Source organism: Bradyrhizobium sp. LB13.1 (assembly GCF_054056815.1).
The window spans coordinates 2,907,335-2,921,764 of the sequence record NZ_JBSRYQ010000001.1 but is presented as its reverse complement, the minus strand read 5'-3'; the positions used below and the strand labels follow the sequence as shown (position 1 = coordinate 2,921,764).

The 14,430-nt window shown below is 64.0% G+C and carries 11 protein-coding genes and 2 pseudogenes; 9 read left to right on the top strand and 4 right to left on the bottom strand.

The annotated features are described in order from the left end of the window. Nucleotides 1-66 precede the first annotated feature (66 nt). The 4 genes and pseudogenes from ACVWYI_RS13855 to ACVWYI_RS13840 all read right to left on the bottom strand — a co-directional run bounded on the left by ACVWYI_RS13855 (nt 67) and on the right by ACVWYI_RS13840 (nt 3,727). A pseudogene (locus ACVWYI_RS13855) lies at nt 67-1,063 on the bottom strand (alpha/beta fold hydrolase). A 10-nt stretch (nt 1,064-1,073) separates the two neighbouring features. Next, nucleotides 1,074-2,624, bottom strand: coding sequence for a WS/DGAT/MGAT family O-acyltransferase (locus tag ACVWYI_RS13850; protein WP_247441404.1), 1,551 nt, complete (start codon nt 2,622-2,624; stop codon nt 1,074-1,076). A 45-nt stretch (nt 2,625-2,669) separates the two neighbouring features. Then, nucleotides 2,670-3,470 carry an esterase/lipase family protein gene (locus tag ACVWYI_RS13845; RefSeq protein WP_247349709.1) on the bottom strand — a complete coding sequence of 267 codons (801 nt, stop codon included), beginning with the start codon at nt 3,468-3,470 and terminating at the stop codon, nt 2,670-2,672. Next, on the bottom strand, nt 3,470-3,727 hold the full coding sequence (locus ACVWYI_RS13840; RefSeq protein ID WP_247441401.1) for a DUF6489 family protein: 258 nt from the start codon (nt 3,725-3,727) through the stop codon (nt 3,470-3,472). The genes ACVWYI_RS13845 and ACVWYI_RS13840 overlap by 1 nt, the downstream gene beginning before the upstream one ends. Before the next feature lie 294 nt (nt 3,728-4,021). Here ACVWYI_RS13840 and ACVWYI_RS13835 point away from each other — a divergent pair, with 294 nt between their 5' ends. The 9 genes and pseudogenes from ACVWYI_RS13835 (at nt 4,022) to ACVWYI_RS13795 (ending at nt 14,417) form a co-directional block, all read left to right on the top strand. Next, nucleotides 4,022-5,617, top strand: coding sequence for an ABC transporter substrate-binding protein (locus ACVWYI_RS13835; RefSeq protein WP_456662330.1), 1,596 nt, complete (start codon nt 4,022-4,024; stop codon nt 5,615-5,617). Between the two features lie 104 nt (nt 5,618-5,721). Beyond that, nucleotides 5,722-6,702 carry an ABC transporter permease gene (locus ACVWYI_RS13830; RefSeq protein WP_456662329.1) on the top strand — a complete coding sequence of 327 codons (981 nt, stop codon included), beginning with the start codon at nt 5,722-5,724 and terminating at the stop codon, nt 6,700-6,702. A gap of 10 nt (nt 6,703-6,712) precedes the next feature. Continuing rightward, nucleotides 6,713-7,684 (top strand): ABC transporter permease, encoded by a 972-nt coding sequence (locus tag ACVWYI_RS13825; RefSeq protein ID WP_456662328.1) that lies wholly within the window; start codon nt 6,713-6,715, stop codon nt 7,682-7,684. Nucleotides 7,685-7,742: 58 nt separating this feature from the next. Beyond that, complete coding sequence (locus tag ACVWYI_RS13820) at nt 7,743-8,729, top strand: ABC transporter ATP-binding protein (protein ID WP_247441395.1); 987 nt, start codon at nt 7,743-7,745, stop codon at nt 8,727-8,729. Beyond that, complete coding sequence (locus tag ACVWYI_RS13815) at nt 8,726-9,715, top strand: ABC transporter ATP-binding protein (RefSeq protein ID WP_247349702.1); 990 nt, start codon at nt 8,726-8,728, stop codon at nt 9,713-9,715. The genes ACVWYI_RS13820 and ACVWYI_RS13815 overlap by 4 nt, the downstream gene beginning before the upstream one ends. Nucleotides 9,716-9,796: 81 nt before the next feature. Beyond that, nucleotides 9,797-11,609, top strand: a pseudogene (locus ACVWYI_RS13810) (gamma-glutamyltransferase family protein). A gap of 10 nt (nt 11,610-11,619) precedes the next feature. Then, the gene (locus ACVWYI_RS13805) at nt 11,620-12,330 is read left to right on the top strand and encodes a DUF1028 domain-containing protein (RefSeq protein ID WP_456662327.1); all 711 of its coding nucleotides are present in this window, start codon (nt 11,620-11,622) and stop codon (nt 12,328-12,330) included. Between the two features lie 15 nt (nt 12,331-12,345). Continuing rightward, on the top strand, nt 12,346-13,317 hold the full coding sequence (locus ACVWYI_RS13800; protein WP_456664522.1) for an ABC transporter ATP-binding protein: 972 nt from the start codon (nt 12,346-12,348) through the stop codon (nt 13,315-13,317). Further along, nucleotides 13,317-14,417 (top strand): ABC transporter ATP-binding protein, encoded by a 1,101-nt coding sequence (locus ACVWYI_RS13795; protein WP_456662326.1) that lies wholly within the window; start codon nt 13,317-13,319, stop codon nt 14,415-14,417. Before ACVWYI_RS13800 ends, ACVWYI_RS13795 begins: the two co-directional genes overlap by 1 nt. Nucleotides 14,418-14,430 lie beyond the last annotated feature (13 nt).

Sequence of the window (14,430 nt, the reverse complement as noted above, 5' to 3'; positions counted from 1 at the left end):
TCCGCGGAGACAGCCTGGATTGCTTCGTCGCTCCGCTCCTCGCAATGACGAGTTCGCAATGACCAGCTAGCCGAACCGCCTTCTATGCCATTCGATCAATTTGGCGCTGACCTCTTCCGGCTTCTCCTGCTGCGTCCAATGGCCGCTGTCCTTCACCAGATATTTCTCGAGATCACCGATCAGCTTCTCCATGCCGTCCGCTGCCGACGGCGGCAGCACGGCATCGTTCTCCGCCATGATCATCAATGACGGCACATGCACGTGATGATCGAGCCCCTTCGACCGCTCCCAGTTGCGCGTAAAATTGCGATACCAATTGATGCCGCCGGTGAAGCCGGTTTTTCGTGAAGGTATCGACGAAGATTTTCTTCTCGTCGGCCGACAGGATCGGCGTACGCGGATCGTGCTTTGCGTCATAGGCCGCGATCATCTGCGGGAACGCCAGATTGGTCTTTGACGAGGCGCCAACGCCCGCGATCGGCGTCTCAGCCGGTTTCGCTTCCGGCCGCGCCAAAGGCTTGCGCATGAAGGCGTCAAAGGTCTGCTCGACACGGCTGCCAAAGATCTTGTCCGGTTCGCGCGCAGGATCCTGGAACTGGACGATGTACATCTGGTCGCCGAAGCGCTGGCGGAACAGCGTGATCGGATCGATCGGCGCGCGGTCCCAATGCGGCGTGTTGACGCCGACCACACCGGCCACGCGCGATGGATGCCGCAGCGGCATCTGCCAGACGACGAAGCCGCCCCAGTCGTGGCCGACGAAGATCGCCTTATCGATGTTCAGATGATCGAGCAGCCCGACGAGATCGCCGGTCAAATGCTCCATGTCGTAGTCTTCGACAGGCTCGGGCCGGTCGCTCGCACCATAGCCGCGCTGGTCCGGCGCGATCACCCGGATGCCGGCCTCGCTTAGCGCCTTGATCTGGTGGCGCCAGGAGAAAGCAAGCTCGGGCCAGCCATGGCACAGCACGATCGGCGGCCTGTCATCGGCCGGGCCGGCATCGTAATAGCCCATGCGGATTCCGTTCGTCTGCGCGAACTTGAGCGGCGGCATTTCAATCATCGACACATTCCTACTCCGCGGCGCCCTTGATGTCGGCCACCGGGGATGCATAGGCCGCTTCGAGTGCGGCAAACTCCTCCGGCAGCATGTCGCACATCACCTGCACATGCGGAATGATGTTGGCACCGACGATGAAGCCGAAATCGAGCTGGTCGCGATAGCTCTGCACAGTGATGTTGAGAGCCTGTCCATGGGTCGAGATTGACACCGGGAAGATGTGCAACAACTCGGCGCCCGCGGCGTAGAGCGTTTGCCGCGGCCCCGGTACGTTGGACACCGTGATGTTGGCGGCCGGCGGCAACACATCCGAGAGGTTCGAGCGGCTGTAGACCAGTGCCAGAATCTGCATCATCATCGGCGCGCCCAGCATGGAGATGTTGGATATCTGCGGCATCAGCGCCCGCAGCGGATGCGACATCTCCTTGGACTTGGTCGATTGCGCGATAATGGCTTCCAGCCGCGCCTTGGGATCCTCGATGTTGGTCGCGATCGAGCAGATCATGCCGAACACCTGGTTGTTGGCCTCGGTGTTGCCCTCTTCGCGCAAGGAGATCGGCACCGCCGCGGTCAGCGATTTCGCCGGCAGCGTGCCGTGCTCCTTCAGGTAACGCCGGACCACGCCGGACGCGAGCGCCAGCACCACGTCGTTGAGCTTGCCGCCAGCCTGCTTGGCCAGCGCCTTGGATCGCGACAGCGAGATCGAGACGCCGGCGAAGCTGCGCTCGGAGGAGATCGATTTGTTGAGCATGGTCGGCGGCGACACCATGCTGGCGAGACTCTCGCGCGACTTCGGATCGGAAATCTTGCCGAGCACCTCGGAGACGCTCTTGACCATGGTCGGGATGTTGCCGGCGAAGCGCACCGCGCTCTCGATCTGGTACATCGCATTGTCGAACAGGATCGAGCCGATGTCGCTCTTGCCGGTGCGCGGCAGTTGCAAATTCTTCGCGGCTGCCGATGCATCGAGCGGCTGGGTGATGAACTGCTGATAGGAATCGAGCAGGTTCGCGGCGATGTCGCGCGGCTCCGGTCCGGGCTTGGCTCCTGCAGTCGGCGGATCGACCTTGCGGGGGGTCGGCGAGATGTCGTAGATCATGTTGGTGAGCGCCGCACCGGCGCCGCCGTCAATGGCGGCATGATGCATCTTGGAATAAAGCCCGACCTCGTTGTCCTTCATGCCCTCGAACACGTAGAACTCCCAGAGCGGGCGGGCGCGGTTCAAGAGCTTGGCGTGCATCCAGCCGACGATGCGCTCGAGCGTGGCGCGATCGCGCGGCTGCGGCAGGCTGGCCCGGAAGATGTGACGGTCGATGTCGAACTGATCGTCCTCGACCCAGGAAGGATGATCGATGTCGAGCGGCGCCTTCTCCAGCCGCGCTTTGAGGATCGGCGCGATGTGCAGGCGCGAGACGATCATTGCCTTGAAGTCTTCGAAGAAGTCGCCTTTGTAGTCGTCCGGCAGGCGAAAGATGGCCATGCTGCCGACATGCATCGGCATTTCCGGCGTTTCCAGATAAAGAAATGATGCGTCCAGCGACGACAGCTTCTTACCGTCAGCCATAATTCCCTCCCGAGTATTTGACGGGCGCCTTAGCGGCACTTCTCGTCAGGCCGATACTGCCTGTTCCGGCGGGGCATATGCAATGGCAAACGGCCCTGCCCGGTCAAATGGCGAGAACTCCCCCTCCGGTTGCGCAAGACGGTCCGCCACGACCCAAAGCGCTGCGGGATTCACCCCGAGCCCGATATGGCTCGCCAGGTGCACCTCGATGTTCTCGGCGCGGTCGGAGGGACGTAGCAGGCAGGTCCGCCAGTTCACGATGCCGTCGGCACGCGAATAGACCGAGGTTGCCGGCACCGGCAGATCGCCGGCGATCGCCTCGCGCAGCTCGGCGAAATCCTCCACCCGTTCGCCGGACATCATCTCGTAGAGCCGCGTCGCATTGGTCGCTCGTATGTCATTGGCAAAAGGGCTGCCGAGCGTGATGACATTGCGGACCATGTCGGGCGCCTGGAGCGCGAGATCGCGCGCATAGACGCCGCCGAGACTCCATCCAACCAGACTGACCTTGCGTCCGCTCGCAGCATGGATTGCAGCGAGACGGGCGCGCAGCAAATCCCGCATCCGTCCCAGCCCGCCGAGGTTGCGCCCCATCCGCCAGGCATGTGCCTCATAGCCGAGCGCACCGAGATAGCGCCGCATCGGCGCCATCGAGAAGTCGCTGGCGAGAAAGCCCGGCAGCGCCAGTACTGGATGGCCATCGCCTTTCGGCGCACGCATCAGAACCGGCGACAACAGCAGGCTGGCATTGAATTCGAATAACCCACGGGCTTCGGCGAGCAGCAGACCAAGGCCCGGCGGATGAAGCCGGCCTGAGGACTGCGGCCCGTCCGGGACGGGCGGCATTATTTCTTCTTGTCGCTGCTGCGCGTGCCGCCGAGACCGGCCATGGTGACGAACATGTCCTGAAACCGCTCAGCGATCTTGGGATCGAAGGTGAACCAGCTCTGGATCAGCGATTCCGGCGAAACCTTATCGATGTTGGACATCATCTGCTGCTGCAACTTGTCCATCACCGCGGCCTGCATCGGCATCACGTCGGGTAGTCCGAAGAACTGACGGGCTTCCAGGGGGGTGCAGTCGATTTCGATATTAACTTTCATATCCCCTCCAGATGAGATTCGAGCGGCTTCATATAGTATCGCCGCGACACGGTGTGCAACGCAAGCGACCTGAGGCACGCGGCTAGGCGCCGGCTTCCGCGTTCGATGGATATGGTCAATCAAAATCGGCCCCTCGTCCCCCGATTGTCGGTCAGCATTGCTGCACAGCGGTGCAACTTGGCGCGTTCCTTGCTGCAATGGCGCTTGCACGGGTCGAGAACTCTGGGCAACATGGATTGGGACGCCCGCCGAACAATCAAAAATCACGGCGCGGCAGAGTTGAGAGGGTCAAGAATGTCAGTCGATCGAACTCTGTTTGCGGCGACGCTCGCCGGTATGCTTGCGTTGACGATGTCGCCAGCGTCGAGCCAGACGCTGCGCTATGCCAACCAGGGCGACCTGAAGTCGCTTGATCCCTACTCGCTGAACGAGTCCACCACCCACGCCCATCTCGGTCACGTCTATCAGGGCCTCACCGCGCGCGACAAGGACCTCAAGATCATTCCGGCGCTGGCGGAGAGCTGGGAAACTCCGGAGCCGACCCGGTGGCGCTTCCATTTGCGAAAGGGCGTAAAATTCCACAACGGCGACCCCTTCACCGCCGACGACGTGCTGTTCTCCGCCGATCGTGTCCGAAACAAAAACTCGAACATGCAGACCCGCCTGGCGCCTGACGTCAAGGTCGTCAAGGTCGACGACTACACGGTCGATTTCGTCCTGCCCTCGCCCAATCCCATCCTGCATTCGGCGTGGGACGTCTGGTACATCATGGACAAGAAGTGGGCTGAGGAGAACAAGGCCGTCGAGCCGACCCCGGTGTCCGCGACCTCGCCGAGCTACGCCTCGCTGCACGAGAACGGTACCGGTCCCTTCATCATCGAGAGCCATCAGCCCGGCGTGAAGACCGTGTTCAAGGCCAACCCCAATTACTGGGGCAAGATGGAAGGCAACCTGAAGGAGATCATCTTCACCCCGATCGCCTCCGACGCCACCCGCGTCGCTGCGCTGCTTTCGGGCGAGGTCGACGTCATCGAGCCGGTGCCGATCCAGGACATTGCCCGCGTCGATGCGAGCCCGAATGCCCAGGTGCTGAAGGCGCCGGAGCTTCGCACCATTTTCATCGGATTCGACACGGTTCGTGACGAGCTGCTCTACTCCAACATCAAGGGCAAGAACCCGTTCAAGGACGTCAAGGTCCGGGAGGCGTTCTACAAGGCGATCGATATCGAGCTGATCAAGACGCGCGTGATGCGGGGACTGTCGACACCGTCGGCACTGATGATCGCGCCCGAACTGTTCGCACTGTCCAAGGAGTTCACGCGGCCAAAATTCGATCCTGACGGCGCCAAGAAACTCCTGACCGAGGCCGGCTACCCCGACGGCTTCGAGGTCACGATGGATTGTCCGAACGACCGCTACGTCAACGATGCCGCGATCTGCCAGGCCGTCGTCGGCATGCTTGCCCGCATCGGCGTCAAGATCAATCTGCTGGCACAGCCCAAGGCGCAGTACTTCGCCAAGGTGCTGAAGCAAGGTGGCTACCAGACCTCGTTCTTCATGCTGGGTTGGACGCCGAGCACGATGGACTCCCACAATGTGCTGAACGACATCATGGGATGCCGCGACGATGCGAAATCTTCGCGGGGCGAAGCCAATCTTGGTGGCTATTGCAACAAGGAATTCGACGCCATCACCGACAAGGTGCTGGTCGAAACCGACACCGCCAAACGCAATCAGCTGATCAAGCAGGCGTATGAGATCAGCATCAAGGACTGGGCCTATATTCCGCTGCACCAGCAGGCGCTGGCCTGGGGCGTATCGAAAAAGGTCAACCTGCCGCAGCGCGCCGACAATCTGGTCATGTTCCACTGGGCGACCAAGAAGGAATAGCGTCAGTCGAACACGAGGTCCCGGCAGCGTCAGGCTTCCGGGACCTTTCCTTTTCCGGCTGACAAAGACGTCGGCCAGACGCACACTCAAGGAAAGTGGAAGGCATGCTCGCTTTCACTCTTCGCCGGGCCGTTCAGGCGATCGGCGTCATGTTCGCCGTCGGCATCATCGCGTTCTCGATGTTCCGCTTCGCCGGCGACCCCATCAACCAGATCGTCTCGCTCGATACGCCGGCGGCCGAACGCGCAGCCGTGCGCAAATCGCTCGGCCTCGATGATCCCGTGCCGGTGCAGTTCGTGCGCTATTTCGCCGATGCCGCGCAATTCAAATTCGGCGTCTCCTATCAGTTCCGCCAGCCGGTCTCGACGCTGTTGATGGAGCGTATGCCCGCCACCCTGGAACTTGCGATCTGCGCGACCGTATTTGCAATGATATGCGGAATCCTGATGGGCGTCTATTCGGCGCTCAGGCGCGACACCCTGCTCGCCAAATTATTCCAGGCGGTTTCGCTGATTGGCATCTCGCTGCCGACGTTCCTGATCGGCATCCTTCTGATCTATCTGTTCGCGGTGACATTGGGCTGGTTGCCCTCGTTCGGCCGCGGCGAGGTCGTCAAGCTGGGCTGGTGGACCACGGGCCTGCTCACATTGTCGGGCCTGAAGGCGCTGATCATGCCCTCGATCACGCTCGGCCTGTTCCAGATGACCCTGATCATGCGGCTGGTGCGCGCGGAGATGCTCGAAGTGCTTCGGACCGATTATATTCGTTTTGCCCGCGCCCGCGGGCTGACAACCCGTGCCATTCATTTCGGCCACGCGCTGAAGAACACTCTGATTCCCGTGATCACGGTAGCCGGACTGCAGTTTGGCTCGGTTATTGCATTTTCGATCATCACCGAAACCGTGTTCCAATGGCCCGGCATGGGACTTCTGTTCGTGCAGGCCGTGCAAAACGTCGATATCCCGATTATGGCCGCCTACCTGCTGATGGTCTCGCTGATCTTCGTCACCATCAATCTGGTGGTCGACATCCTCTACACGGTCGTCGATCCGCGCCTGCGCGCGACCGTCGGCCGTGCCACATAAGGCAGTCCGCATGTCCGACGCAGTCGCCTCCAATCCCGACAAGCCGAGCACGCTGCCGACGCATGCTGCCCGTAGCTGGTTCAGCCGCGCACTCGACAGCGACATCTTCTATTCGTTTCGCCGCTCCAAGCTGACCATGGTGGCGGCGGCCATTACCGTGCTGTTCTTTCTGCTCGCAATCTTTGCCTCCGCGCTCGCGGTGCAGGACCCGTTCGATCCGGCGCAGCTCCAATTGATGAATTCCCGGATCTCACCGCTCTGGACCGCCGACGGCCAGAGCCCGTTCCTGCTCGGCACCGACGAGCAGGGCCGCGACGTGTTCTCCGCCATTCTCTACGGGCTGCGCATCTCGCTCGCCGTCGGCGTGGCCGGCGTAATCTTCGCCGGCGCGCTCGGAATCGCGCTCGGTCTGATCGCCGGCTATTTCGGGGGCGCGGTCGACGGCGTGATCATGCGGATCGCCGACGTGCAACTCACTTTCCCCGCCATCCTGATCGCGCTGCTGGTCAACGGCATCGCGAAATCGATCCTCGGCAACAGGCTGGATGCAACCAGCATGCTGGTCGTGCTGGTGATCTCGATCGGCCTGAGTTTCTGGGTCGGGTACGCCCGGACGGTGCGCGGTTCCGTGATGGTCGAGAAGAACAAGGACTACGTGGCCGCCGCGCAATTGATCGGCCTGCCCGCACCAAAGATCATGTTCCGCCATGTGCTGCCGAACACGATGGGTCCGATCCTGGTCATCGCCACGATCAACCTCGCGCTCGCCATCATTACCGAGGCGACACTGTCCTTCCTTGGCGTCGGCCTGCCCGACACAATGCCCTCGCTCGGCACGTTGATCCGCATCGGCAACAACTACCTGTTCGCGGGCGAATGGTGGATCGTCGCCTTTCCCGGTATCGCGCTCGCTGCCTTGATCCTGTCGATCAACCTGCTCGGCGATTGGCTGCGCGACGCGCTCAACCCGAAGCTCCGATGAGCAAAACTTTGATGAGCAAGATTTGGATGAGCAAGACTTGGATGAGAGCATCTCGCTCATGACCGAACCCATCCTCTCCGTGCGCAATCTTCAGGTGGAGTTCGCCTCCCGCCGCGGCACGCTACGCGCCATCGACGGCGTCTCCTTCGATATCGCCAAGGGCGAGGTGCTGGGCGTGGTCGGCGAATCCGGCGCCGGCAAATCGGTCACCGGGCTCGCGGTGATCGGCCTGATCGATCCGCCCGGCCGCATCGCCGGCGGCGAGATTCGTCTTGCGGGCCTGCGCATCGACAATCTGCCGCCAGAAGAGCTGCGCCGTATCAGGGGAAAACGGATCGGCATGATCTTCCAGGACCCGCTCACATCGCTCAATCCGCTCTACCGCGTCGGCGACCAGCTCATCGAGACGATCCGGACCCACCTCAATCTGTCCGAGACCGCCGCACGCCGCCGCGCCATCGACCTGCTTGCCGAAGTCGGAATCCCCGCACCGGAAAAGCGCATTGACGGCTATCCCCACGAGTTCTCCGGCGGCATGCGCCAGCGGGTGGTGATTGCGCTGGCGATTTGCGCCGAGCCGGAGCTGATCATCGCGGACGAGCCGACCACCGCCCTCGACGTCTCCGTGCAGGCGCAGATCATCTCGCTCATCAAGCGCCTCGGACGCGACCACGGCACGGCCGTGATGCTGGTGACCCACGACATGGGCGTCATCGCGGAGGCGTCCGACCGTGTCGCGGTGATGTATGCCGGCCGCGTCGCCGAGATCGGCCCGGTGCAGGACGTCGTGAGAAATCCGCTGCATCCCTATGCCAAGGGCCTGATGGGCGCGATCCCCACGCTTGCCGGCGACGACAAGCGCCTGGTCCAGATCCCCGGCTCCATGCCGCGCCTGTCGGCGATCCCGCGCGGCTGCTCGTTCAATCCACGCTGCGCATTCGCATTCGATCGGTGTCGCGTGGAGAGGCCGGAGCCGCTGCCGCGCGGCACGCAATCCGTTGCCTGCCACCTTTATGACAACGTGCCGGCGGAGAGCGCTGCATGAGCACTCCCTTCGTCCAGGCCACAAGTTTGCGGCGCGTCTTCGACGTCTCGAAGCCCTGGCTCAACCGCGTGCTCGAGGGCGGCCATCTCGAATATCTCAAGGCCGTCGACGGCGTCACCTTCGACATCAGGAAGGGCGAGACTTTTGCACTGGTCGGAGAGTCCGGCTCGGGCAAGACCACGGTAGCGCGGATGGTCGTCGGCCTGCTGCCGCCGAGCTCCGGCAACGTCCTGATCGACGGCGTCTCGATGACCGACCCGCGGCAGGCGCCGGCTCGGCGAAAGCTGCGCCGCCGCATCCAAATGATCTTCCAGGACCCCTATGCGAGCCTGAACCCGCGCTTCCGGGTCGATGCCATCATCTCCGAGCCGATCCGCGCCTTCGACCTGATCCAGGGCGAGCGCGACATCCAGGCGCGCGTCGGAGAGCTTCTCAGCCTTGTCGGCCTGCATCCCGACGACAGGTTGAAGTTTCCGCACGAATTCTCGGGCGGCCAGCGCCAGCGCATCGCGATCGCGCGGGCACTCGCCTCCGACGCGGAGTTCATCGTCTGCGACGAGCCGACCTCGGCGCTCGACGTCTCCGTGCAGGCGCAGATCCTGAACCTGATGCGCGACCTCCAGGACAAGTTCGGCCTGACCTACATGTTCATCAGCCACAACCTCGCCGTGGTCCGCCACATGGCGAGCCGTGTCGGCGTGATGTATCTCGGCCGCATCGTCGAGATCGCAGAGGGGCGCGAGCTGTTTGCCCGCCCGCGCATGCCCTACACCAAGATGCTGCTGGGCGCCGTGCCTGATCTCGCCATGAGCGGCCGCCAGCGCATTCCGGTGAAGGGCGAGATCCCGAACCCGATCAACCCGCCCCCCGGCTGCGCCTTCAACCCCCGTTGCCCGCTGGCGTTCGATCTCTGTCGCAAGGAGGCCCCGGAACTGATCGACGGGGTCGCCTGCCACGCCGTCAACACCGCTTCGGTCCCGGCGTGACGCGCGCGTGCCATGCAGCCTGCGCATTTGGCGGCGGCTTGGCCCTGTGATCAATTGCGCGCGCCGCAAATGAGGTAGTCCATGGCCAGCAATGTCAATCCCGATCGTTTCACGACGCGCCCCGAGATCGAGGGCACCTTCGGGGTCGTCGCGACCACGCACTGGATCGCGACCGCCGTCGGCATGGCCATCCTGGAAAAGGGCGGCAACGCCTTCGACGCCGGCGTCGCCACCGCTTTCACGCTCCAGGTGGTCGAGCCGCATCTGAACGGTCCCGGCGGCGACGTGCCGATCATCGTGCACGACGTCAAGCGCGGTCGCACCGAGGTGATCTGCGGCCAGGGTCCGGCACCGGCCCGCGCCACCATCGCGCATTACAAGAGCGAAGGCCTCGACATGGTGCCCGGCACCGGCCTGCTCGCGGCCTGCGTCCCCGGCACCTTCGAATCCTGGATGATGCTGCTGCGTGACTATGGGACGATGCGCGTGCGCGACGTGCTGGAGCCTGCGATCTCTTATGCGCGCGACGGCTATCCTCTGGTCGAGCGCGCCTGCGCCACGATCCAGATTGTCGAGCAATTGTTCCGCAAGCACTGGCCGACGTCGGCCGCCGTCTATCTCCCGAACGGCGAAGTGCCAAAACCCGGCACACTCTTCACCAACAAGACACTTGCGGCGACCTACGCACGGATTCTGAGCGAAGCCGAAAGCGGCGGCGGCGGCGGCGGCCGCGACGCCGAGATCGAGCGCGCCCGAAAGGCGTGGTCGCATGGCTTTGTGGCGGAAGCCATCGACAAATTCTGCCGCACCCAGGAGGTGATGGACGTCAGCGGCTCGCCGCATCGCGGCGTGCTATCGGCGGACGACATGGCGCGCTGGCAGCCGACGGTCGAGGCGCCGCTGACCTACGACTACGGCCGCTACACAGTGTGCAAGGCCGGGGTCTGGAGCCAGGGCCCGGTGACGCTGCAGCAACTCGCGCTCCTGAAGGGCTTTGCGCTTGACGGGCTCAATCCGACCGGTCCGGAATTCATCCACCTCCAGATCGAATGCGCCAAGCTCGCCTTTGCCGACCGCGAGAAATTCTACGGCGACCCCAAGTTCAGCGATATCCCGATCGCGACGCTGTTGTCGGACGCCTATAACGACGAACGACGCAAGCTCGTCACCGACAAGGCTTCGCTCGACTTCCTCCCCGGCTCGATCGAGGGCTTTGGCGGCGTGGTCAAGCTGCGCCGTGCCGAGGGGCAGCGCGAGGCGGTTGGCGCGCTCGGCGCCGGCGAGCCAACGGTGGGGCGTTTCGGCGAGGTGCGCGGCGACACCGTGCATTTCGACATCATCGACAAGGCTGGCAACATGGTGTCGTCGACGCCGTCGGGCGGCTGGCTGCAATCCTCTCCGATCATTCCGGAGCTCGGCTTCTGCCTCGGCAGCCGCGCCCAGATGTTCTGGCTGGAGGAGGATCACCCCGCGGCGCTCGCGCCCGGCAAGCGACCGCGCACCACACTCTCACCCACCATGGCATTGCGTGACGGCGAGCCTTACCTGGCTTGGGGCTCGCCCGGCGGCGACCAGCAGGATCAGTGGATCACGCAGTTTTTCCTGCGGCACGTCCATTGCAACCATCAATCTCCAGGAAGCCATCGATGCGCCGGCCTGGCATTCCGAGCACTTTCCGATCTCGTTCTGGCCGCGTACCGCGCGCCCCGGCGTGCTCGTGGTCGAGAACCGCGTGCCGAAGGCGACGATCGAGAATCTTCGCGAACGCGGACATATCGTCGAAGTCGGATCGGACTGGTCGGAAGGCCGCCTCACCGCGGCCTCCCGCGTCGGTGTACGACGGCGCGCCGCCGCCAATCCGCGCGGCATGCAGGGCTACGCCGCAGGGCGCTAAAGGGCAGCATATGACCTGGTCGATCATCGCGCGAGATTCTGCCACCGGCCAGTTCGGCATCGCCGTTGCCACGCGCTTCTTCGCCGTCGGCGCGCGTGTCCCTTATATCGCTGCCGGTCTCGGCGCCATCGCGACGCAGGCCTTCGTCAATCCCTATTACGGCATCGACGGCGTCAAGCTGTTGCGTGAGGGTCTCAATGCGCACGACCTGCTGGCTGCCCTGCTCGCGACCGACGATGGCCGCGAGAGCCGCCAGATCCACATCATGGATGCGAGCGGCGAGATCGCGGCGCATACCGGGCGCGACTGCGTCGACTGGTGCGGGCACATCGCGGGCAGCGGCTTTTCGATCGCCGGCAACATGCTCGCGGGCGCCGACGTGCTCGACGAGACCGCAAGAACCTACATCGCCAATGACAGCCTGCCCTTCCCGCGCCGCCTGCTCGCCGCGATGCGCGCGGGCGAAGCCGCCGGCGGGGACAAGCGCGGCAAGCAGTCCGCCGCGCTCCTGATCCATGGCGAGGAGGAATGGCCGGTACTGGACGTACGTGCCGACGATCATCCCGATCCGCTCGGCGAGCTCGAACGGCTCGAACAAGTCAGCCAGGAGCTGTGGGTTCACTTTCGCGGCTCGATCCCAACGCGGCAGAACCCGGCAGGCAACACCGATCGCAGCGTCATCGACGCCAGCATCGCCGCAGCGCGCGCAAAACGGTCATGAACGCGAGCCCCCCTCATCGAGATCAGGGATCTCCGCATCCGTTTTCACGGCGACGACGGCCGCATCACCCACGCGGTCGACAGCGTCGATCTCAGCGTCGCCAATGGCGCGACGCTCGGCCTCGTCGGCGAATCCGGCTGCGGCAAGAGCGTGACCTCGCTGGCGATCATGGGCCTGCTGTCGAAACAGAGCGCGGAGATCTCAGGCGCGATCCGTTTTGACGGCTTCGATCTGTTGCAGGCACCAGACCAGATATTGCGGGACCTCCGCGGCAACCGGCTCGCGATGATCTTTCAGGAGCCGATGACCTCGCTCAATCCGAGCTTCACCATCGGCGACCAGATCATCGAGACGATTCTGCGCCACCGCGGCGGCTCACGCCGCAGCGCGCGCGACCGGACAATCGAACTGCTGCGTCGCGTTCACATTCCCTCGCCCGAGCGGCGGATCGACGAATATCCGCACAAGCTCTCCGGCGGCATGCGCCAACGCGTCATGATCGCGATGGCGCTCGCCTGCGACCCGCGGCTGCTGATCGCGGACGAACCGACCACCGCGCTCGACGTCACCTTGCAGGCGCAGATCCTCGAGTTGATGAGGGAATTGAAGGCGGCGAGCGGCGCCGCGATCATCCTGATCACCCACGATCTCGGCGTAGTCGCCGAAGTTTGCGACGAAGTCGCCGTCATGTATGCCGGCGAGATCGTCGAACGCGCGCCGGTCGACGAATTGTTCTCGGCGCCGCAGCATCCCTACACCGTCGGCCTGCTCGGCTCGATCCCGCGGCTGGACCATCGCGCCGAACAGCTTGCCACGATCGAGGGGATGGTCCCGAACATGATGCACCCCCCCGCGGGCTGTCGTTTCGCCGCGCGCTGCCCTTTCGTGCTGGACGCCTGCACCAAGGCACCGCCGCCGCTCGTCGAAGCGAGCCCCGGCCACCTCTCGCGCTGTATCCGCGCGCTGCTCGAGCGCCTGGTGTCCTGATGGCGCTGCTCGAGGTCGAAGGTTTGGTCAAGCATTTCGTCGCCGAGCGCTCGCTGTTCGGCCGGGCGCTGGCACATGTCAAAGCGGTTGACGGCGTTTCCTTCTCGCTGGAGGCCGGCAAGACGCTGGCGCTGGTCGGCGAATCCGGCTGCGGCAAATCCACCGTCAGCCGCCTGGTGCTGCGGCTGATCGAGCCGGATGCAGGCACAATCCGTTTCGAAGGCCGCGATCTCCTCTCCCTTGACGCCGGCGCGCTGCGCGCCTTCCGCCGCGAGGCGCAGATCATTTTCCAGGATCCCTACGCCTCGCTCAACCCACGCATGACGGTCGGCCAGATCCTGACCGAGCCGCTGGCGCTGCATGATCTCGTGCCGGCGGCACAGCGGCGCGAGCGCGTCGAGGAGATCTTGCGGCTGGTCGGGCTGGAGCCGCGGCTGGCCCGGCGTTACCCGCACGAATTCTCCGGCGGCCAGCGACAGCGCATCGCGATTGCCCGAGCGCTCGCGGTCGAGCCGAAACTGATCATCTGTGATGAGCCGGTCTCGGCGCTCGACGTCTCGATTCGCTCGCAGATCCTCAATCTGCTGCGCGAACTCCAGGACCGGCTCGGCCTCGCCTACATTTTCGTCTCGCATGACCTCGCCGTGGTCAAGCACATCGCCGACCATGTGGCGGTGATGAATCTCGGCCAGATCGTCGAGACGGCGGCGGCGGACGCGCTGTTCGCCGCACCCCGCCATCCCTATAGTCGGGCGCTATTGTCCGCGATCCCCGTGCCTAAACCGCGGGCAAAGCGCAGCCGGATTGTGCTTCAGGGAGAGATCCCCAGCGCGCTCAACCCGCCGCCGGGATGCCGCTTCCACACCCGCTGCCCCTATGTGGTCGAGCGCTGCCGCAGCGAAATGCCTCAGCTGCTGCCGGATGGCATCGGACATGCAACGGCGTGCCACCGAACGTCGGAACTGCCGTCGTCCGAGGCGATCGTACCGTCGGACGGGGGCTTCTCGCCGATTCTTGAAAAATTGGTCGCCGCCTTCAGCGGCGGCCCGGAAGCAGCACGCGCCGGCGGGGTTAGTTCATTGAGGACCGACCCGGCCTAGCCGTCAAACAGAG